Here is a 20964-nt window from a genome sequence, read left to right as displayed (position 1 = left end):
CTCTCCTTTACATTACCGGATGGCCCCGCCGAACCCGCTCGTCGTCCCCTCCAGGCTCGATCCCCCAAGCTCCTGACCGTCATCCTCGATCACAATTCGTCCCCCATAAACACACTGGTTCACACATGTGCTGAGCAACGCAGGATGTCCCTCCACAAGCACATCTGTTTTTCCGTCCATCCACGAAGTCGAAATCCCCGGAACACACGGCGCCTTCTTCCGCCCTTCAATATCAAGTTTCCCGATCTGGACAGCCGGGTTCAATAAGCTGGTACAATTCCCGAATGGCATAATGTGGATCATCGGGTTCTTGTCCTCCACATTCAGCTGTGCTTTTTCTTTCAGGTGTACGCCGTGGCTATAAGGGATTTTCAAACGATTCAGCTGAGTTCCGCATGTACAGCTTAAGATTGCCCCGGCAACCACGTAGCTCGGCTCTGCCCCTCCTCCGTCCTGTTCCACAACATCCGGTCTCGTTATTCCTTTGATTTCTGCCATAGAGCTTCCCTCCTAAATTCAACTGCCTATGTTAGTTGAAGTGCCTACAATAAACGATTTCCATTTGCCTCACACCATCGGCTCCGCTGTTGTCATCTCTACCCGCTGCATACATAACCCAGTAAAGTCCCTGCGCAAAATGGCTTCCGCGAGGGCGAGGTTGATCAGGAACACATTCTCGTGCAGCCGATTATCCACGGCCTGGACAATCGGCCAGATGCAGGTCTGCAAGCAGTCCGCATCTACCTTCAGCCGGGTAAGGCGGCCGCTGCTGTCGAACTGGCTGTCTTCGTTCAGACAGGCAAGCTGCGGTGGAACCAGGAACCAATAGGGGTACAGCTGCTCTCGTTCGGCGTCCATTAGTCCGGCCAGACGGAAGATCAGGCGCGGGGCAAAGGTCTGAAGCAGCTGCTTCAGAGGATCAGACCACAGCGGATAGGGCCGCTCAATGAGGTCCACAGCCACCGGCTGGTGACTGGGCTGCAGCGCAAAATGCAAATTAGCCCGCTCCAGTTCCCGTAAATCCTCCCCCTTCAGCCATTCCGGACGGATGGCTTCTTTTACACCACGCGGTTCAAGTGCCCCCCGCACACGCATGTCCTGTGAGAGCTGGAACCAGTCGTTTCTCATTGATGTTCCTCCTTCAGCCAATCCGTAATGGCTTCTTCAGTGAACGGAAGTTCCGGCATTTCCGGACGTTCGCTGAGCAAGCTGCACGCGCCCGTGTCCATCTGCACTCCCATTAAGCAGGAGCCTGAGAAGTTCGTTCCACGCAGATCAGCTCCCCGGAAATCCGCATCGGTCAGATCGCACCATCCAAGGATCGCTCCGGTCAGCTTCGCCCCCGTGAATCTTGCACCCCGCAGCTTGGCCAGAACAAATTCAGCCTCGCTTAAGTCTGCTCCGGCAAAGGATACTTCTTGGAAGCCCGGAATCTCCCAATTCCCTGGATCAGGAAGCCCGCAATCCGCCTCCACCCGATGAAATAATGCCCCCACCAGACGACAATTCTCGAAGCTTGCACCGTGCAGCCACCCCTGATTCCATTCCGTATCCGTCAAATCGCAGCCTTCCCAGACTGTACCCACCAGATTGCTCTCTGCGAAGCTGCTACCGCCAAAAGCGCTCTCGCGAAAGGCAGAATAACGAAAATCCATTTCACTGTAATCTCCGCCTGCCAGATCCAGCCGCTCCAGCGCGCCGTATCCGTAAGCACCTTCGATCCGCTCAGCCAGCCATTTCCGAATCTCGGTCTCATCCGTAGGGTCGCTATCCTTGCGGTAGACAGACTCGCTGATATCGAGATACTCGCCCACACGCACTTCAACAATTCCGCATTGCTCCAGCTCACGGAATCCCTCGGTAAGCATCGCCTCCGGCATCGCCGAGCGGAGCAGTGCAATGACATATTGATGCCCATGCTGCGATTCACGCAACAGCAGCTTCTCCAGGTCGGGACGGCTGATACCTCCGGTATACGGGGAACCCGGGCGTTGTCTTTCCTCCTCCAGCAGCAGCAGGAGCTCATCCAGATAGCCGAATGCCCAAGAAGCATCATACTCACCCGCCACAGAAGCGGGATCAAACAGCCACGTCTCATCCGAAGCCTCCACCAGATAGACTCCGTGTCCTTCCTGCAGCCGGGTCCGAAGCATCGAATAGGTGAAATGCCCGATGGCTCCTTTCTCTCCTATGCTCTGCAGCTCCGCCACCTCCCGGCACAGCTTGTCAAAGTGGCGGATGAACGCCTCCTGTAGCGGCTTGCGGTTGGCCTGATACAGCTGCTCCCAATGCAGCAGCACCCGGTTACGGACCGGCCCCACAATTTCTTCCATAAACATCTCCATCACGGCAGTCTGAGCCAACAGCTTCCCCTCCTGTTATCGCTTGCTCCAGTTTCGGCTTTCCTTCATAGTGGAACTAAACCGTTGTTTATAGGATGTTATCCGCACATATTTGCTTAGTTCGTACGTACTTCAGTTCCGCTTAAAGCAGTCGTGCCGTCCATCTTCAGGCTGCTGTCCTTACAAATCAGGCTGAGCTGATCCTTGGCGGAAATGACAATGCTTTTATCCGCGCTCATCATGATATCTTCCTTAGCATTGAGCTTGATCAGCTTGCTGCTGATAATCTCGATCCCGCCGCCCTCACTAAGCCGGATGTAGATCTCTCCGTCCTTGCCGGTCACAATTACCTCATCCGGCGTCATCTTCAGCTCCTTGCCGGCCGGTGTGCGGAAGAACTTGTGGTCAGGGTTGCTCAGCTTGTTGCTCTCGCCTTCTTCGGCATTCTGCCGCACCGAGCTGGTTGCTACCCCTTCTTCCTCCTTGTTCCCCGGAAAATACACCCGAACATGATCGCCCTTCTCCGGCATGACGTACCAGCCGCTGTTGCCTTCTGCCGTGTACACAGATGAATACGGAAAGTCATGCGCCTCTCCTGTCTGCTGCTCCGAATCGATGTAGAGATGAATTTTGAGCTTGTCCTTGTTGATCCCGATTACCTGGCCTTGCAGCGAAACTCCGATAATTTTGTCATTATAAAAAGTGTTCTGGCGAAGTCCATGACGCGAGCTTAAAATATAGCGGTGACGAAGCAGGCCCTTCTTCATTTCAGTGTAAGCTTCGTATACATACAGCAGCTTGCCTTTGAATTCGATCGCATTGCCCAGATCCAGTACCCGGCCCGTCTCGACCTCATAATATATGAAATCATCCTCGCCTACCTTGGCTGACGTATTCTGCGTAGTGTAACGGAATTTGTCCATTCTTTTGCGAACCCGGTAGTTAAAATCCTGCAGCTTACCTTTCGAGGAGGTATCGAACACGCCAAAATAGAACTTCGGCGTATCAAAGACCGATGCAGGCATCAGACCGGTACGCAGACGTGAAGCGATCCGCTTCAGAAACTGCCAGTCTGTCTCTTCATACTGAAGCGTGAACTTGCCGATAGCCGCTCCATCTGTTGCCGCGTCCATAATATCAATATTGGAATAACCCTCCGCGATCTGATCCAGAAGCTGCGGGTAAGTCATGCTGTGGTTCTGGAAGGAGCGGCTTTTCTTGCGAATGTCCAGCTCATGGGTATGGGAGACCCCCTCTACTTCAAGGATATGGACACCGCGGTTCACCGACACACTCAAATTCAGAATAAGTCCACTGAACAGCACCCATTTGCCGCCTTCTTCATTCACCTGGGTGATCTCCACCACTGTATTCGATGAGCTCAACCGGACATAGCTGTCCTTCTTCTCTTCATCCACAATACCGGTGAATTTCACATAGGTGTGCTCATTCATTTGTTTCGTAATGGTTAACTCCTGCAGACTGACCAGTTCAAACGGGCTAACCCGCAGATTATCGTAAGATAAGGCTGGTTCACTCATGAGACTCGTCTCCTTCCTTCTGTGGAATGAACTGAATGGATTTCATCATGGCCAGTGCGACCGGCTTCCAGTCATCAAGCTCCTCGTCTGTACAGTTAAAGGTACACATCAGTGCCCGATCCTCAAATGAAGCGAACAGAATCAGATTATACAGATTGGCATTAACCGCCGGGGTCAAAAATTCACAAGTGGCGACCGGCTTGCCGTTAATGCTGAACTCATGGTCTCCATACCATTTCGTCAGCTTCTGCGTCCGGCGCAGCATCTGGATCATGGCCTTCTTGAAATCGGACAGCTCGTCCTCCGGCAGCGGGTTCATGGTGTGATTGATAGCAATGTTAATTCTGGCATTGGAAGTCGTATATATAACACTGGGTCGATGCTCAGAAGGATATTTCCGCTTTGCCATCTCCTTACTCATGAGCTTAAAGGTCTGCGGGATCAGCATGCGCATCGCACCGTCCAGCAGCTCCGTTTCCACAAAGGTGTGCGGCTCGTCTCCAATCTGCACCACCGGTGCGGTTAAATCCGGTCCTGCCTCTTCCGGAATCACTCCGTAATTATCCGCAGGCTGTCCGCCTGTATTGCCGTTAAGCATGGACACAATCTTCTCATCCCAATGCTCCATCTTCACCCCATCCTTCCAATAGTCGATTGATGCGCAGCCGTTCTACTCCACCAGCATCCGCTGCATACCCCCGTGGGCTTGCCCCTTATGTCCCTGTCCTCCGCGCGCATTTGTGAGAATCCGGTCCAGATAGCGGTGAATCTGCAGGCTCGGATAATCCCGGTATTCCTGTCCCAGCCGGCTCGCAATATAATGCAGGATAACGCTCCGGGCGATGACACCTTCATTCATACACAGCATGCCGAACATCACATCATGCGGATCCGGCGTACCGGTACGCATAAGGCGCTGAGCATAGTCCTGAAGCACAGCCGGAGGAAGGGTGCTGGCACCGGGAGCCGCATAGGGAACCTGCAGCACCTGGAGCGTATTGTATTCGGTGGCCAGATCCGCGAAGCTCTGGTAATCCTTGCGCAATCTGGCCCCTTCCTTCAGCTTGAAGCGGGCGAGCTCCATCTCATGGGAACCGGTCCCGGACGACGCATCTTCCAGTGCAAGCAAGCTCCGCCCCAGAGACAGGTCATGACCTGTCTCCAGCTCGGTGAACCGGAGCTTCAGAACAGTTTCTTGACCTGTGGCCTTATAAGCAATTTCCGCCGGCTCCGTCATCATATAGAGCCGCCTCTCATGCAGAAGTATGCCGGGGCTTACCGATAACCGTTCGGCGTGTACCTCCACCTCTGCCCCAGACACAATTCCATCTGCATAATCCCTGTAGTACAGCTCCCAAAACTGCCGGGGAAAATCGCGCAGATCCTCAAGCATCCGGGTCTTTAGAATCCGCCCTTTATGAAACTCAGGGTAAGTATAGGTGAACATTTGCGGCGCTCCTTTCCCAGACTTGCCTTTTTACTTCAGTCCATCAAAAAAGTCCAGTTCCGATGATTCATTCTCATAGGCGAACAGTCTTTTGTGACCCAGCAGCAATTGCTCATCACGGCGGGCCACAGGCAGGACATGGAAACCCCAATGCGAATGATCCGCGAACACGAAAAACTTCGTCTCTCCGTTCATAATGGAATCCGTATCGTCCTGCGGAATCTTTGTACCAAAGCGGGACTGGATGTCCTCATACACCACCTGCTCGTAATTCTCCTTACGATTGACGTATACACATTTCTGCCGCAGGGTCCCGTCGCTGCCGCTCACATACAGCTCGACCTCGGCCGTCTCGAACGGCCGGGAAATGCTGCCGGGCAGACCGTCACTCCGCTCCAGACTGTTAATCAATACCTTCTGCCGGAGGTTGTGGGTATACGCGCTGACCGTATAAGGAATGACCGCCGCCTCATGGGTGATTTCCGCCTGAATTGCCCCCGTCTTTCTGGCACTGAGATAGCGGATCGCTCCCCGCAGGCAAGCCAGCTTCAGATCAGGAACACGGCCTTCCGCCGGTTTCTGGCGGAATTCTATACTGCGCCCCGGCACGAACTCCTTCAGCGCTTCCCGGAAAACATCGATCCGGCAGGACTGGCCTGTCAGCTTAATCATCGAATACTGGCCAAGCCTTCCCTCCCGGTAGAACTCCTCCAGGAACTTCCGGACTACGTCATAAATATCCGCCTTGATGAGCTGGGTTATCTCCTTGATGTTAAAGACCACATCCGGAAATTCAAATTCATCACGGAGTTCGCCGTTCCGCACCACGGACAGGAACCAGCGCTCCATCGTGGTAATCTGCAAATCGCTGTCCTGTCCGTCCTCGATGGCGGAGTGGAATCGGTTGCGGAGCATGCCGGTCTTGCGGAAGAATTGCTGCTTCATCTCTTCAGCAATCTCCCAGAGAAAATGGAAATTTCCGCGGACCCGCAAATATTCGTCCCGTGAACGATGCTCCCGGTGGGCGTAGGCTGTAGGAATAATCTGCTCCGCCTCCAAATACCGGCGATCGAGCTCCGCATATACACTCTGGACTCCCGCTTCATCGACCTGGCGGAACACATCTGCCCCCGGTGCTGCAATCAGGCTGTCAATATCGGTTGCGGCCCGCCGTCCGGAGTAATAATCCGCGAAGACAATCTTCATGAACTGCATAATTCTGTAAGTGATATTATTGCCGCCGAAATTGGTATCCCCATTCTCGTAGGTGGTGTGGATGTCCAGCTTGTAAGCAATCTGTCCGTCTTCCACAGTAAAGCGGCAGGAGGAAAGGTCGGTTGTGCCCCCGCCGCAATCAATTACCAGAGCTTGATACGGCACGCCCTCCATAAAGGCATTGCGTTCGATACCGTCGGCAATCGTGTTGTACAGCACTGACATTCCTTCATCGAGGGCATGCTCGCTCTCAATTTCATATTCGGGCAGAATCTCGCTGAACATCTCAAGGAACTGGGCCTTCATCTTCACAGGAGCGGACAGATGCAGCCGTTTGAACCTGCATTTGAACTGGTGCTCCGCCGTTAGAATTACATGTTCAAGGTAGGCGCGCACAATGTCCAGACGCGTCACTACAGCTGCATTGCCCTGGGCATCTACTACTTCCTCCTGTTTACTGTAATCGCTGATCCAACGCTTGATGCCGCGGAAGACACTGGCCCGGCTGCTGTAGCCCCCCCTGCGCATGCTCTTCAGCGCTTCATATCCGAATTCGTACAGGATATTGCCGGGTTCCGAGCAATCTGCGATGCTGACTGCTGTCGGGAGCACTTCAATCCAGTCCGTATTCTTAAACGTTGTATCCGGAAAGGTCACATAATTAATCTCCTCCAGGCGGACACGTCCGTTCAGCAGGTCCTGGCTGCTGGGTTCCTGAATATAACCTCTATGCAAATAAGCACCCGCCGTCGTATTGGAGGTGCCAAAATCGATGGCAAGCACGGCTTGCGTCTGTTCCAGCTCACGGATGTCGAGATGGGCTAGCGGAATTTTGGTATATTGAATGTTAACAGGCGGCAGAGGTTTGTCCGAATAATAAATCTTGTACAAATACTCCGAGTCACGCTTGCGGAAAAACAATAGACTGTACTGGCGGTTCCTGCTTCTCTCCCATCTCGCTCCACTGTCGGCGGTTAAGTAGAAGGTGCCCGGCACGGCTTCATCCTGCTCCAGATTGAAAATCCCGCACAGCTCCATACTTTCGTTCACCAGCAGCACATTGGAGTCCGTAAGCCCTCCCGCTGCAGTAACGATGTAGCGGTCCAGCCTGTCCACCTTAAGCCCTTCGTACAGAATCAGACGTGCTGGAACACTAATCCCGCCATCACTGCTTAGCGGCGAGGTCATATGGCGGTTGATCGCCTGCTGAATCCGTTCGAACCCGCCCTTATGCACACGGCCGATACACAGTACATCATCCGCTCCCAGAAATTTCAGGATAATCCGGATCAACTCTTCGCGGTCCGTCTGCGGACCCAGCCCTTCTACCATCCGTTCTTTGTAACAAATGTTGCGAAGCTGAAAGGTCGTCATGTCCATAAGCTCTGCCCGCGTATATCGGGTGGTTCCCCGAATGCGTTCACGGCTCGCAGCGTCAGGATGCAACCTGTATGTATAACCGTTCATGTTCGTAACCTCCTAGGCGGCTGCTCCCGCAGCATCTGAATCTGCCCTCTCTTCTTGCTCCTTTAATACAAGGCAATGCAATCCTGAACCATCGTGTGATCCACGTCGATAATGCCGAAATGGCGTTTCCAGTAAATCTCCGTTTCGAAGCGTACCGGTAAAAAAAGCTCCAAAATCAGCTCCAGCTTCTCCCTTGTCTCCGGGCGCTCTTCCTCACCGATATAGAGCAGCAATTCATCCTTATCCTCACAATTCGCATACAATGTGGAACGCGGGAACATCCGGACCAGCAGTTCCCGCAGAAGATGCACCGCTTCGCCGGTATCGAACAGCCGCAGAACATGCCCGGCGATGACTTCCTGCTCTTCCCGTCCAAACAGCTTCAGCCGCTGCCGGATCCGTTCTCCGAAGACTCCCTCCTGCATTTCCCGCAGTGTGAAGCGGATTTGATATTCCCGTTTGTTCATCCCCTGCATCAGGTCCAGTTCAGCCAGGAAATGAATGATCAGATCGAATAAGGTCTCACGCAGTTCGGAATCCTCAGCGTTGTTAGGATCGAACAAGTCTCTGAAAATATCGTAAAAACGATAGTACGGGTTCACCTCAACCTCCTGCTCCACAGCAGCCGCATTGAGATCGGCATGGCTTAGCTCCATATAAGGTGAATACACCTTCGCCGGAACAAAGTGAATGTCGCTCCGCTTCATTCCCGCCCGCCCCGACCGAACCAGCAGATCCCAAATATAGTTCATACCCAGGCTCCTTCACAGCGGTACTCCGGAAAGATTAGCTGAACTTCAGAGACGAGGAAGCTGAGCACATCGTCACTTAGATAGGATCCGGCAAGTGATCGGTCCCTGGCCACAGCGCTGAACAGAAGGCGCATCCGGTACTTATCCGTCTGTACGCGGACCTGGTCGCTGACGAAGCTGTTCAGTTCATAAGTCAGCGGAATCTCCTGTCCCGGCGGCAGAATCTTGACATCCTCCAGTTCTACCTCTCGCGAAACCTCAAACGCCCCGGTCAAACGGGCAATGCCACCTTTGGATCGAACCGGACTGCCAGCTTGCCGGACATATCTGCCGATATACCCTTCTTGTCTGCGGTTCGACAAAAGAGGATAATGCATCCGGCCAATTCCAGAATTCATCGGCCTCGTCACCTTCAGCATGGTCCAGGAATCCGATTTATCCAGCGGAGATACAACTGTAATCTCTTCCTCCGAGCGTTTAATATAACGGATATTTGATTCCTCGCCATCTACAAGATATCCGTGTTCTGTGCCTGTTCTTCTTAGCGGCAGCACATGCTCGTAGTTCACCCGGTCAGCCGCCGGAACGGGAAAGCCGCCGATCTTCATTTCCATTCTCTGAATATTCCAGATCGGCACCAGATTCATATGTTTATACGGTTCCAATTCCTCCAACTGTATGGAAATCTGCTTCACCGTCTCCTGGTTGTCCCACTCCGCACCGCAGGATATCAGGATGCAGTCCATAAATTTGTAGGCATAAGGGATGTGGACTGTTTTCCACGGCAGACTGTTTTTACGGAATATCCGGTACAGTTCTTCAATGCGTTCGGTGTACATTGAGCTCTGCTTCAGCCGGACCGTTATCTCATACCGGCCTCCGCTGGTGATCATCTCACCCTTGAACTGGCGCTTGCTCCGGGTAAGAGAGCGAATCTGTGAGGTATCGCACTGGAGGAACAGCGTACATAACTTCATTTCCTCCTGCTTCGATAGGGCAGCCGCAACTTCAGCCAGATTGATAAACTGCGGCTCTGAATCGCCAGGGACCATGGGGTACAGGAATTCATGCAGTGGATCAAGCTCTTCGCGGGGACAGAGTGACGCATACACATCATGCCGCACCTCCTCCGGCTCCAGTTCATTGAAGACGCGCTCCTCAATTTGCCGGTTCAGCGTCTCCTGATATTCCACCAGATTCAGAAATAAACCGGTCATTACATCCTTCAGCATCCGGCGCTGCTCCAGATCCTCCATCTTGTTCAGACGGTCACGAATGATATCTTTCATGGCTGCACCTCCTCTTCAGCGGATTTCTGGACCGTTTCCTCTTTCGGCAGCGCGGCATCCACGCCGCTGCCCGGTTCTGTGCTCGCTGCACCTTTTGCGGCACTTTCCTCTAAACCCTTACCAGCTTCATTATTACTTGAATTATCTGTTATACTTCCGTTGTTATCCGTACTTTCATCTGGAGTCACCAGAGGCAAATCCATACTTCCCGTAAGGTCTGCAGCTCCGGCAGCATTCGGGTCTACAGCAGGTACAGGCGGGTTCAATTTCTCTTCCAGCTTGGAGATCTTGCGCTCCATTGCCAGTACCCGTTCCAGCATATCAATACTCTGATAGACCTCTTGTGCTGCTGCGTAAGCATCCAGCGCCCCGCTGTAATCAGCGGCTTCATTGTAACGGTCGCCCTTGGCTTCCAGCTTATCGGCCTGGAGCTGACTTACTTGCCGCTCCACATCCGATTTTTTGGCTTCCGCCGTTTCCAGCTTGGTTGTAATTTCGGCAAGAGCCTCTTTATAAGCGTTCTCCGTGGCGGAGGACCGCGCCCGCAGGTACAGCGTAATGGCGCCGCTGGAGTCACCGTTCTGGAATTTGAGATCTGCTTCCCGAAGCCAGTCCTGTACCTTCTGGAAGGCGGTCATCTGTCCCAGTCTGTCTTCAATCGCCTGCCGCTTGAAGATACTGTACGGTTCCGAAAGTTCCAGCGCTTTGGTATAGCTCGCTTTGGCTTTTACAATATCCCCCTCCTTGAGGTGGGCTTCGCCGTCAACCAGCTTTTGCGCAGCCGCCATTTTGTCTGTCAGCAGCTTTTTATGAATCCGGTCCTTGAGCTTGATCGAGTTGTTGCGGCCCAAACTATAGTCGGATACTGCCTTGCCATACTCCTGCTCTGTAACATACACGTCAGCACTCTGTTCGTACTGGAGCATATCGGCAGCTAATTCGGCCTTCTTAGCCGCACTTTTGACCTTATAGAAGATCCCGGCGCCACCTACCAGAAGCACCGTTAATAGAATAATAAGAATGCGTTTGATCCACTTCTTGCGGTTCTTCGGCTCTTCCTGATAGGTCTTATTAGCGTAGATACATGCTGCCGTATAATTATCTATCCGCATCCGCTGTTTGCTGAGCATGACTTCCTCAAGCGTATCCGCCAGCATAACCGGATCATTCGCCGCCTGAACAGAATCAATCATCTCTGCGTCCTCGACAGCCTGCCACAAACCGGAGGTGCACATCACCAGCACATCGCCATCTGCCAGCGGAATCTTCCCGGAGACATAAGGCTTCAGCTTGCCCGGCATCCCGGCATATTGCAGCAGATTGCCACGCTCATCATTCGTATCGATCTTGTCCTCGGCAATTTGTCCTTCGTCTGCCATCTGCTGGGCAAGGCTGTGGTCCCGGCTTTTCAAGATCAGGCGCTCCCCGCGAAAATGATAAAGTCTCGCATTCCCGGCCGATGCCCATACCATCTTCGTATAATCCGTCACCACAATTAGTATACTGGCCTTCAGACGGACTCTTCGGCTCTCATAATGCAGCCACTCATGGGCAATCCGGATGTAATCGGTCAAACGCCGCCGGGAGAGGGTGGGTTTCTCCAAAAAGCTCTCCAGAATCGTCTGCACAATCATTTCGGCACTGTGAGCCTCTTCATCTGAATCCAATCCATCGGCAATGATATAACAGGCCTTATCCTCCAGCTCAACGCACCCGAAAAAATCCCGGTTAGTCATAAAAGAACCCGATTCGGAGACGAAACTCATTAAAAAATCGCTGTTCTCCTTCCTCATGCGTATCCCCATTTCCCGTATTGATGATTTATGCTATGTACCCGGCGGGACATCTCCTGTTCTACCAACGCCTCTCCACAATAATGACTGTAGCGTTATCCTGATGTACAAGCCTTTTCTCCTCTATCAAATCAATCATGGCCTGAGCAGCATCATAGGGTGACAGCGGCCGGGACAGTATCGTCTCCATTTCCATTTCCGTGAGCGTGTTGTATACCCCGTCGCTGCACAGCATAATCTTGTCCCCCTTATACAGCTGAAAAGGTTCTTCTGCCAGCTCCATGCTCCTGAAATTCTCGGACCCCAAATAATTGACCAGAGTCTTGCGCTGCGGATTGCCTAGCGCCTCCGACTCGGTAATCTCACCGGACAGATACTGTTCCTGCAGTGTGTTCTCCAGCGTATGCTTATGGTTAACCGGAATCAGAATACCGCCGCGGTATACGAACAACAGGCTGTCCCCTACCGCCCCCCAGTAGAGCATACTACTGCGGATCATCGCCGCTACCAGCGTGGTCCCCCCTGCACTCCGTGCAACTGGTTCATGATCTCTCCATTGGCGTTCATCGCCGCATCACCGAAGAATTCCGGCGGATCGGGGAAGCGCTCCAGTTCCCGAAATTCTTTAACAAAAGTATGAACGGCCGCCGTACTGGCCACCCTTCCCCCGCTTAAACCGCTGATTCCATCCGCAAGCACAGCTAGCAATCCGAAAGGCATATTGACCGTCGCAAAATAGTCATCCTGCTCTTCACGCGCACCGATCGTCTGGCCGTTCCCGATTCCGTCCCCGGAACCGGTGCCAGCCTTCGGCATCTTTTGAATACGATGCCTGAACATAATCAGTGGCCAGATCAGCAATATCCAGACAACAATCATCCAGTATGGGGTCAATGCACTATCATCCAGCAGTTGCTTCAGCGTATTCATTGCTGCTGCTCCCATTCAAAGTGAACACCGCACAGGGGAACAAAAATAAACTTGCTGCGTCCCAGCTGAATGACATCATAAGCAGCCAGCTCTACCGGGGAATATACCGCCTCGTTATTGTGATAGGCAAGTCCGGAAGCATCACCGGGCAGCAAGTAGAAATTGCGTTTCTTCGGATCATAGACAATCACCGCATGATTGCGTCTGGAGATCGTATTGTCACCCAGAATGCGCACATGCATCTCTTCCGAGCGGCCGATAAAATTCTTCTCCGCCATAATCCGGTAGTCCTGTCCCATTTGTGCCCCTTCAATACAAACCAGCCAACCCGTCACTGGTTCAATTCCGGTAGCCTCTCCCAAATACGGCATCGTTCTGTCATCTTCGGAGGGACGGGACGCCATAGCAATGGCTGCTCCCTTGCTGCCGGACGGAGCCGGGCTCTCCACGGTAAGATTACAGTAAGGACACGTGTTGCCGTGTCTTCTTGTGCTGAACATATGTCCGTTAGCGCATCTTGTCAGACTCATTCGCTCTCATACCCCCGCATGTGTTGTTCATTTCACCAGAATCCTCGTGTTGGCAATATAAATTAAGTCCCCCGCCTCAAGCAGGCTGGGTTCCTCGATTTCCAATTTAACTGCTTTGCTCTGATTGCTTTTCCGTATACCCACACCGCTGGAGGATTCAATATCCTCTATGTACCATTTGCCGGATGCTTTGTTCAGCACAGCATGCTGGGCGCTGATCAGAGAAGCATAAGGTGTATCTGACAGATCTATATCTGCTTCGCCGTGCCTTGAGCTTTTGCCGATCAGAACACTTGTCTCGCCTTCTATGTACCATTCCTTTACACTTTCACCGTCATCACTCAGCAGCACCAGCTTTACAACCTTGCTGCCGGGTTTGACCTTGTTCTGCGCCTTGATCTTCTTGGGTCTTGTTCTGACTGCAATTATGACTGCTGACAACAAAAGGATTGCTGCCGCAACCACCTGTGCCCCCCTAACCTTTGCAACCACAAATATGTAATAGAATATTACAGCCGAGATGGCTGTTATCAATAGATCCAGCACCAGGGTCCAGATCGACCTTCCTTGTTTCACTCCCATAACCTCCGCCTTACCGGGCTACGCCCCAGAATGACTGCCGGATCACTTCTTTCGGATTCCAAAATAGCGCTCGAACAGCTCCGATGCTTCCATACTTTTTGCTGGCTCAGAGCGTTTGGGGATGCTCCGGTCACTCTCCTTTTTCGGCTGGAAACCAAAAAAACGTTCGAACTGCTCTTCCATATTTCCCGGATCAAAACTGACCCGCTCCTTGCCTGCGGATGGCTTCTCCGGCGGCTCTTCGGATGCCCGGGTTGTACGCGACTGCGACTGCGACTGATAAGCCGTCCTTGACTCTTCATTACCTAGTACCTTATAGGCCTCATGAACCTGCTTAAACCGCTCGGCGGCCTGCGGATCTCCTCCGTTCGTATCGGGATGATACTTTTTGGCCAGCTTCCGGTAAGCTTGCTTCACTTCGGCGGATGATGCATTTGGGGCAATACCAAGCACTTCATAATAATCTGTCAATCGCCTCACCGCTTCCCCTTACGATTTAGAGATAAATAAACATTAAGAGGCGCATAAAGGCCCCTTAATGTTCTGAACATCAGGCAGACACAGCCAGCCCGATGTCCCAGTCCGATTACCTGATATTAGGCCGAAAATCCGCCATCGATTTTGGTAAGTTCGGTTTTGTCTTTCTTTTGTTTGATGTACAGTGTGAACTCACCTACACCTTCGGTATCCCCGTAACGTTCTGTGTAATCCACAACGAATGCGTTAGGGAAATGGATCTTGCGCACTACTTGGTCTGCTGCAATAACTTCGAGCGTTACCTTGCGGTAGCAGTCCGCTTTTTCAGCAGGAACAATAGACCAGAGCGCCAGCTTGATGGTGTCATCTGCATTATCGCCGTCAGTAGCCGTGATAATTTTACCAGTGATGCGCAGGGTTGCTCCAACATCGGTCGATCTTGCGTTTGAATCATCCGGAGTGTCCGTGTCGTACACAACAGAACGAATATTGTCCATTCCCAGTTCGATTGTTTCTGCACCTTCAACTTTTAAAATAAAACCCATAAATAAAAAACCTCCTCGAAAAATAATGTTGAAATATGTATAAAGGCTAGCTCGGATGAACAAGCCTCTGATACCTTAATAAGTTCTGTAATATAATCTTTTATCGTTGTTATATGAATGATTAAGCCTTAACAGTGCTGGTTCCCTTGGTTATCATGACCTCAAGATTCTTCACATTGCCGTTGAAGACCAGATCTATATGGCACAGGTTGCTCTTCTCGTCGATAATATAGCTCATATCATCGCCTTCTTGAATGATCGAGTTAACCGATCCGCGTTTGCCCAACCAGCGGCTCTTCTGACTGCTCGGATTGTTGCTGAAGAACTTCACTATGTTCTCATGCTTGAAATCTCCGGTCTGGAAGCGCAGGAAACGTTCGATATAGGTACTCACCTGTGTTTTGTAAATGGAATCATATCCGTCCTCTGACATAGCCATACTTCTCGATTTATATACGGTAATCCGTTTAATATCCGTATCCTGAAGCTGTGCGTTCTCAGAGGAGAAAATAAATCCGAAGTTCTTGCGGTTAATGGAATCCTTAATTGTATTCGTGAACCCCGAGATTTCCTTGGTCATCGTTGTTACGGAGCGCAGACTGTTGTCTCCCGCTTCGATATCGAAGCGTACCCCCGGAAATTCCCGGTTTACATTCTTAAAGTTGCTTCTCAGATATTCAGGACATTGATAAGCAGCTACAATACCAGCGGCAACGTAAGCGGCTCCAATATATACGCCTTCGATCCATAACTTCAGAATGTCTTCTTTATCCTTGGACAATTCCACACCGTTCTCGGTCTGCAGCATTCTGCTGTCAATGATAACTCCGGACTTCTCCTTAGGAATCACCGTGAAATTCGGTGCACTCGGGATCGCAAATTCACTGTATTCCTTCCGTGTCAATCCTGCACATTTGTCAATGTATTTGTCGATTCCGGCAGTAGCCATACTGCTGAACGTAGTGTCCTCGCCGGACTCGAAACTGAAGAACAACTGCACCTTGTAGTCCTTGATCACTTGCAGCAGCATTGTAAGTGATTCCATGCTGTTGCCATCCTGCTTGACCACTTTGTCGTTTCCGCGAAAACGTTCTCGGCTAACTTTGACCTTGCCGGTTGTCTCTAACTCAACGGAAGGAACAATCCCGAACCAGATCGTATCGGAGAATTCATTTTTCGAGTTCACTGTATTCAAATATGTCTCCAGCCGCGGGATATTGCTGCTCTTCACGAGCATATCCAGCTTGCTGTTGGCGATCAGCATCGAAGGCTGCATGCCTTTGTTTTTAACCGCATACTGGTCGAAGAACATCTTAACACCCAGTATTTTTTCCACTAGCGGCTTAACCGTCTTAACGAAATCATCTTTGGCATTCTTGTAGAATTCCAGGTATGTATTGTAATTCTGTACTTCCATTGCGGCATTGACTTCAGCCCGGACCGCCGGAAGCGGACAGAATGTGCGTACTACCAGGTCCTGCACATAAGTAGACGGAGATTCGGACAAAGAGCCGTAATCTTCAGCAAATACCTGTGTGAGGTCTGTATTTGTGCTTTCATCCAGAAGCATCAGGTCGGTACTGTCACTCTTGGGAGCCTCGATGATCTTCAGTTCACCGCTCTCACCGATGGTAAGCTGGCCTACTTGAATCAATTCGGAAGATGTATCTTCCTGGGCCCGGCCGAGCAGCAGCCGAGTCTTGATATCCTCGATGGCCAGTGGCAGCATAGCCATGACATTGTTATAGTTGCGGCTGGCTTCCTCAAACATAATATTCAGTTTATCGCCGACATCCAGTTTTTTTGGATCTCCGTCATCCAGCTTGTCATACTGGCCGTACATGTAGTGAATCTCTTTGCGGACCTGGCGGATATCATCCATAACCTTCTTTGGAGAGATCATGTCCAGCAAATTTTCAAATTTGAAATCAACATTCGTAATCCCTTGGCTTCTTTTCGTATCGATCAGCGTGAACAACATTCGCAGGAAGTCATTGCTCTGATCAATCTTAATCTCCGAAATGGTATCATCCGGAATGCCTTCAGGCTTCTTCAGCGTGTACATTACTTTCTGGTTCGCCGCATTAAAAAAGGAGTAAATGCTCGGTGAAAACTTGTCGAGGAACTCATCAAAATTGTGCACAAGAAGATGCTCATTAATCTCTTTGATCTTATCGTCACTCAAGCTGTCGATACCTTTTACATCCCCGACGATGGTGATCAAATCGAGCTTTTCCGGGTTGATTTCCTCAAAAAGCAAGGTTCGGTTCGTTTGATTGATAATGTCCATTCAGGCAGCATCCCATGTTAAAAAAGGCTCATGAGGATGCCTTCCCCCCTCCATTATTTTCTGTTACCCGGCATGCATTCGTGAGTCTTTGGTTACACCATTCGACTAAATACTGCCATTTGATGCGATAATTTTTGGATTCATGGGACCCATCTTAACCAGTAAAGATAATTTTTGTCAATATAAAGGCATATAGTTCCATTTAATCATTTTTATTACTAACTAGACTAAAAGGACTATTTTGTATTTTTTCCTTATTTTCCCTCAAAAGGCTACCGATGATAACCTTATCCCAGCATTATATGGAGCTGCATCAATAACTTTAGGCCTAAACAGATACAAGGGGGGATTCCGCAGCTTATGTACTTTAGATCACTCAGGAAAATTGTAGTAGTGATGATACTTATTTCAGGTTGCTTGGCAGGGAACGGCGGGACTTCCAGCTACGCATCATCCGGCAAGAACTCTACCGCTTCCGCTTCGGCAGGAGGTCTGGATGCCATGTTTGTACTGGATGTCAGCTACTCCATGAATCAGACGGACAAGGACCGGATAGCCGATGAAGTTATCCGCATGTTCATGGATATGAGCGGGGGGCAAAAAACCAGGCTGGGCTTCGTGGCCTACAACGACCGGATCACCTCTTCTGTCCCGCTCACGGATATTACGTCTTCCGGCGCACGACAGCAATTACGGAGCAAGATCGACAGCTTGAAGCGGACCGGCTACACGGATCTTGGCCTTGGACTGCGGCGCGGCGCGGAACTGCTGGAGAAATCCCGGGCAAATGGCAGACAACCCTTCCTCATCCTTCTCTCCGACGGAGAGACCGATATTGGAAACAGCTCCGGTAGACGGACTTTTGCTGATTCTGCAAATGATGTGGACAAAGTCATTAACATGGCCCAAAAATCAGGATACCCGATTTACACCGTTGGCCTTAATTATGGAGGTAAGGTTAATTCAAGTGAATTGGAGCGGATCTCAAGTGAGACGGGCGGTACCTCTTTTATTACCGGAAGTGCAGACGATTTGCCTGAAATATTTAACCAGATCTTTGCCAGTCAGATTCAATCCGTACTTACATCCGTAGCAGCCGTTACAGCAAATGGCTCCCTTCAGGAAATCACCGTGGAGATTCCCAATTCCAGCATGGCTGACGCCAATATTATCATGCTGTCGGAGCATCCGGTAACGGAGGCCCAGCTCTATTACAAATCAAGCAATGTAAGCTTCATTCAATCGGATAAATACTCGCTGATGAAAATCGTCAAGCCGGTTAAAGGCAATTTCGTGCTGAAATTCCGCGGACATGCCGGTGATCTTGTCAAAGTCAATCTGCTTGGCAATTACAATATGCGTGCCGAAGCCGCTATATCCGGCGGACAAAAGGCGCTCAAAGGACAAGCTACCGCCTTCGAGGCTGCACTATACGGAATAAACGACGGTTCTAAAGTACAGGATTCCGATATTTACAATCGGCTGAAAGCAGAACTGATCGTAACACCCAAAGAAGGCAAAGTTGAACGGATTCCACTAACCAATACGGGAAGCGGCTTTCAGGGCACCTACATATTTCCTAAATCAAATACATACCAATACCATATCCGTGTAGACGGTTCGGATTTCTACAGAGAAGGCAAAACTGCAGTTATCGAGATTAACAATCTGCCGCCGGTCGCTTTGAATAAATCCATTGATTTGTCCAAGGATGACGGAGCTGTTAAGCTTGACTTAACCAGCTACTTCGAAGATCCCAATAAGGATTCGCTTACTTATACCGTGGATACAGAACAAGGAGATCGGAGCCTGGCTCAAGCAGACATCAAAGATGGACAACTCTTATTGTCTTCGCTGCATTCAGGAAAGTCCTATCTCTCAATAACAGCCACAGATGATGAAGGCGCCAAAGTAACCGCCCGAATCCCTGTACATATCACTTCCATGGTGGAAAAGATGCTGCGTATTGGCGTACTTTCCGTACTGTTACTGATCGCTATTGGACTGCTGTACTGGTTCGTGCTGCGACCAAAGCCAGTATTTCGCGGCAGACTGGAGGGTTATTTCCTAAGTACTGCAAGCGGTACGGATATTCCTGTGACCCACTGGCCGATGACCTCGTTTCAACAGCGCAGGATGAATCTGGCTGAATTACTTAACATGATGGAGATCCGGGAACATGTTCCGGAAGCGGGAAATATCTGGTTCAAGGCCGGCAAGAATGAAACCTTGATCGTCCGGCATGATTCCCGCTGCACCGTCGTACATGGGCGAACCCCTGTGGAGCGTGGCAAGCAGGAAGTGCTTGAATACAATGATCGGCTCTATATTACGTTCGAAGATGGTCTGACGGAGATTGAGATGCGTTATAAGGCCATTAAGCCAAAAACTAATATTTATGTAGGCCAGCAGAGGGATTCGGAAGCTATATAAGCTGTGGAGAATTACCGGGGGACTTGCGAGTGCTGCTTCCAGGCAAAAGAAAAGTGACCCTCAAGTCAGGATCACTACCGGTTACCGTATGGGACAACCTTTAGAGGTTGTCCTATTTCTTTCCGGACGACAGATCCATCGCCGCCTTCCCAAGTACTGCTGTACCTTTCCACTTCCATAGAAAAGACTGAACTTGCAGTGCCCTCCTGAACTTGGCGAGTGACGGGCAACGTTGTTCCTGCCGCATAGCCAGTCCCCAATGAACGGTTCGCGACAGCCAGCGGCTGACTTCCGGATTCTTGGTCCTAACTGCAGGAATTTGTTCATCGAACAAGCGCAGCTTCACATCGGCAGGTGCTTCACCGCAGAAGCAGTAATGTAATAGCGCAGCCAGACTGAATATATCAGACATCTCATTATGAGGTGACAATTCAGAGTAAAGCTCCAAGGGAGAGTAACATGCTGATGTAAAGATTGTCTGCTTCTCCCCTTCCTTAAGCGGAAGACGGACAGCAGACCCAAAATCAATAAGCTTCGGAGTGCCATCCTCCATAATCATAATATTGGAGGGCTTGATATCCCGGTGAATAATGCCTTGAGTATGTATGTATTCCAGCGTCTCCACCAACGGCAGCAGGGTATGATTGATGAATAATGCGCGGTCAACCGCTCCACGTGCACTCAGCCACTTATCCAGAGATGTTCCCTGGCAGTATTCCATAATAATATATCCTGTCCCGTTAGCTTCCAGATGAGCAAGATACTTCAGAAGATGAGGATGCTTCAATTCAGAAAGAAGCTCCGCCTCCTGCATAAACGAATGCAGAAGCTCATCATATTTGTCCAGGCTATTCCCCAATCTAATTTCAACCGTTCGCTTATCAGCTTTTCGCCGGGCCAGCACCGCCGGATAAAACTCCTTAATTGCGACAGGTTTCCCCGTCTCCTTTTCCCTTCCCAAATAGACGAGTCCAAGCTCACTGCGAGATATTACTTTTTTGATCTGATAGACGCCATTCAGCAATGTGTTACGCGGCAAGGCAGAAGCATTTGATTTTCCGTCCACAGCCAGCCCTCTCTTTTGTTAGAATTCTATTATACTGCATTCAAATCGAGTGAATATGAATATACATTATTCGTATATGATGTTTATCGACCGCTGTTGCTCAATTTTTTAATCAGTCAGCAAAAAATCTAGAAATGTTGTCAAAAAGCTTTCTTGCAAAGCCAATCCGCTTTCGATTCAGCAATGAAACGGCTTTTCTACCGGACAAGTCACATATATATTTATACCTTTTTATACGTCATTTTTGCAATCTTTTTCTTCTTTG

Annotated in this window: 19 protein-coding genes; 1 reads left to right on the top strand and 18 read right to left on the bottom strand. The window is 50.5% G+C overall.

Annotation, left to right across the window (positions count from 1 at the left end):
* Positions 1-12 precede the first annotated feature (12 nt).
* The 17 genes from H70357_RS11110 to H70357_RS11035 form a co-directional block, all read right to left on the bottom strand.
* A complete protein-coding gene (locus tag H70357_RS11110) occupies positions 13-498 on the bottom strand; it encodes a DUF4280 domain-containing protein (protein WP_052091975.1) in 486 nt (161 codons plus the stop codon).
* Positions 499-567: 69 nt separating this feature from the next.
* Positions 568-1128, bottom strand: coding sequence for a hypothetical protein (locus tag H70357_RS11105; protein WP_038589080.1), 561 nt, complete (start codon positions 1126-1128; stop codon positions 568-570).
* Positions 1125-2363 carry a pentapeptide repeat-containing protein gene (locus H70357_RS11100; RefSeq protein ID WP_052091974.1) on the bottom strand — a complete coding sequence of 413 codons (1239 nt, stop codon included), beginning with the start codon at positions 2361-2363 and terminating at the stop codon, positions 1125-1127. The genes H70357_RS11105 and H70357_RS11100 overlap by 4 nt, the downstream gene beginning before the upstream one ends.
* A 95-nt stretch (positions 2364-2458) precedes the next feature.
* The gene (locus tag H70357_RS11095; protein ID WP_038589078.1) at positions 2459-3883 is read right to left on the bottom strand and encodes a contractile injection system protein, VgrG/Pvc8 family; all 1425 of its coding nucleotides are present in this window, start codon (positions 3881-3883) and stop codon (positions 2459-2461) included.
* Entirely contained in the window at positions 3876-4511 is a 636-nt protein-coding gene (locus H70357_RS11090) for a hypothetical protein (RefSeq protein WP_038589076.1), read from the bottom strand. Before H70357_RS11090 ends, H70357_RS11095 begins: the two co-directional genes overlap by 8 nt.
* A 42-nt stretch (positions 4512-4553) precedes the next feature.
* The gene (locus H70357_RS11085; RefSeq protein ID WP_038589074.1) at positions 4554-5330 is read right to left on the bottom strand and encodes a hypothetical protein; all 777 of its coding nucleotides are present in this window, start codon (positions 5328-5330) and stop codon (positions 4554-4556) included.
* A gap of 30 nt (positions 5331-5360) precedes the next feature.
* Positions 5361-8012, bottom strand: a complete 2652-nt coding sequence (locus tag H70357_RS11080) for an Hsp70 family protein (RefSeq protein WP_038589071.1) — start codon at positions 8010-8012, stop codon at positions 5361-5363.
* Positions 8013-8074: 62 nt separating this feature from the next.
* Positions 8075-8764 carry a hypothetical protein gene (locus H70357_RS11075; RefSeq protein WP_038589069.1) on the bottom strand — a complete coding sequence of 230 codons (690 nt, stop codon included), beginning with the start codon at positions 8762-8764 and terminating at the stop codon, positions 8075-8077.
* Positions 8761-10053 (bottom strand): hypothetical protein, encoded by a 1293-nt coding sequence (locus H70357_RS11070; protein WP_038589066.1) that lies wholly within the window; start codon positions 10051-10053, stop codon positions 8761-8763. Before H70357_RS11070 ends, H70357_RS11075 begins: the two co-directional genes overlap by 4 nt.
* Positions 10050-11846, bottom strand: a complete 1797-nt coding sequence (locus H70357_RS11065) for a PP2C family protein-serine/threonine phosphatase (RefSeq protein WP_156130853.1) — start codon at positions 11844-11846, stop codon at positions 10050-10052. Before H70357_RS11065 ends, H70357_RS11070 begins: the two co-directional genes overlap by 4 nt.
* Before the next feature lie 61 nt (positions 11847-11907).
* Positions 11908-12345 carry a PP2C family protein-serine/threonine phosphatase gene (locus H70357_RS36595; protein WP_231578408.1) on the bottom strand — a complete coding sequence of 146 codons (438 nt, stop codon included), beginning with the start codon at positions 12343-12345 and terminating at the stop codon, positions 11908-11910.
* 5 nt (positions 12346-12350) lie between these two features.
* A complete protein-coding gene (locus tag H70357_RS36590) occupies positions 12351-12776 on the bottom strand; it encodes a PP2C family protein-serine/threonine phosphatase (RefSeq protein WP_231578407.1) in 426 nt (141 codons plus the stop codon).
* The gene (locus tag H70357_RS11055; protein WP_038589064.1) at positions 12773-13306 is read right to left on the bottom strand and encodes an FHA domain-containing protein; all 534 of its coding nucleotides are present in this window, start codon (positions 13304-13306) and stop codon (positions 12773-12775) included. The genes H70357_RS36590 and H70357_RS11055 overlap by 4 nt, the downstream gene beginning before the upstream one ends.
* Positions 13307-13333: 27 nt before the next feature.
* The gene (locus H70357_RS11050; protein WP_052091972.1) at positions 13334-13882 is read right to left on the bottom strand and encodes an FHA domain-containing protein; all 549 of its coding nucleotides are present in this window, start codon (positions 13880-13882) and stop codon (positions 13334-13336) included.
* Between the two features lie 48 nt (positions 13883-13930).
* Positions 13931-14368: a J domain-containing protein gene (locus H70357_RS11045; RefSeq protein WP_081965771.1), complete on the bottom strand. Its 438-nt coding sequence runs from the start codon at positions 14366-14368 to the stop codon at positions 13931-13933.
* Positions 14369-14484: 116 nt separating this feature from the next.
* Positions 14485-14910 carry a hypothetical protein gene (locus H70357_RS11040; RefSeq protein WP_038589056.1) on the bottom strand — a complete coding sequence of 142 codons (426 nt, stop codon included), beginning with the start codon at positions 14908-14910 and terminating at the stop codon, positions 14485-14487.
* A gap of 121 nt (positions 14911-15031) precedes the next feature.
* Positions 15032-17200, bottom strand: a complete 2169-nt coding sequence (locus H70357_RS11035) for a hypothetical protein (protein WP_038589054.1) — start codon at positions 17198-17200, stop codon at positions 15032-15034.
* A 396-nt stretch (positions 17201-17596) separates the two neighbouring features.
* Here H70357_RS11035 and H70357_RS11030 point away from each other — a divergent pair, with 396 nt between their 5' ends.
* Positions 17597-19633 carry a vWA domain-containing protein gene (locus tag H70357_RS11030; RefSeq protein WP_231578474.1) on the top strand — a complete coding sequence of 679 codons (2037 nt, stop codon included), beginning with the start codon at positions 17597-17599 and terminating at the stop codon, positions 19631-19633.
* Between the two features lie 112 nt (positions 19634-19745).
* On the opposite strand, the gene H70357_RS11025 is transcribed toward H70357_RS11030, so the two are convergent.
* On the bottom strand, positions 19746-20699 hold the full coding sequence (locus H70357_RS11025) for a serine/threonine protein kinase (protein ID WP_052091971.1): 954 nt from the start codon (positions 20697-20699) through the stop codon (positions 19746-19748).
* Positions 20700-20964 lie beyond the last annotated feature (265 nt).

It is taken from the genome of Paenibacillus sp. FSL H7-0357 (assembly GCF_000758525.1).
GTDB lineage: Bacteria > Bacillota > Bacilli > Paenibacillales > Paenibacillaceae > Paenibacillus_AQ.
This window is presented reverse-complemented; position numbering and strand designations above follow the sequence as displayed.

Bases quoted from the DNA above. Each gene is read 5' to 3' on its own strand.
- H70357_RS11110 (WP_052091975.1), bottom strand. From the start codon at position 498: ATGGCAGAAATCAAAGGAATAACGAGACCGGATGTTGTGGAACAGGAC.
- H70357_RS11105 (WP_038589080.1), bottom strand. From the start codon at position 1,128: ATGAGAAACGACTGGTTCCAGCTCTCACAGGACATGCGTGTGCGGGGG.
- H70357_RS11095 (WP_038589078.1), bottom strand. From the start codon at position 3,883: ATGAGTGAACCAGCCTTATCTTACGATAATCTGCGGGTTAGCCCGTTT.
- H70357_RS11090 (WP_038589076.1), bottom strand. From the start codon at position 4,511: ATGGAGCATTGGGATGAGAAGATTGTGTCCATGCTTAACGGCAATACA.
- H70357_RS11085 (WP_038589074.1), bottom strand. From the start codon at position 5,330: ATGTTCACCTATACTTACCCTGAGTTTCATAAAGGGCGGATTCTAAAG.
- H70357_RS11080 (WP_038589071.1), bottom strand. From the start codon at position 8,012: ATGAACGGTTATACATACAGGTTGCATCCTGACGCTGCGAGCCGTGAA.
- H70357_RS11075 (WP_038589069.1), bottom strand. From the start codon at position 8,764: ATGAACTATATTTGGGATCTGCTGGTTCGGTCGGGGCGGGCGGGAATG.
- H70357_RS11070 (WP_038589066.1), bottom strand. From the start codon at position 10,053: ATGAAAGATATCATTCGTGACCGTCTGAACAAGATGGAGGATCTGGAG.
- H70357_RS11065 (WP_156130853.1), bottom strand. From the start codon at position 11,846: ATGAGGAAGGAGAACAGCGATTTTTTAATGAGTTTCGTCTCCGAATCG.
- H70357_RS36595 (WP_231578408.1), bottom strand. From the start codon at position 12,345: ATGATCCGCAGTAGTATGCTCTACTGGGGGGCGGTAGGGGACAGCCTG.
- H70357_RS36590 (WP_231578407.1), bottom strand. From the start codon at position 12,776: ATGAATACGCTGAAGCAACTGCTGGATGATAGTGCATTGACCCCATAC.
- H70357_RS11055 (WP_038589064.1), bottom strand. From the start codon at position 13,306: ATGAGTCTGACAAGATGCGCTAACGGACATATGTTCAGCACAAGAAGA.
- H70357_RS11040 (WP_038589056.1), bottom strand. From the start codon at position 14,910: ATGGGTTTTATTTTAAAAGTTGAAGGTGCAGAAACAATCGAACTGGGA.
- H70357_RS11035 (WP_038589054.1), bottom strand. From the start codon at position 17,200: ATGGACATTATCAATCAAACGAACCGAACCTTGCTTTTTGAGGAAATC.
- H70357_RS11030 (WP_231578474.1), top strand. From the start codon at position 17,597: ATGATACTTATTTCAGGTTGCTTGGCAGGGAACGGCGGGACTTCCAGC.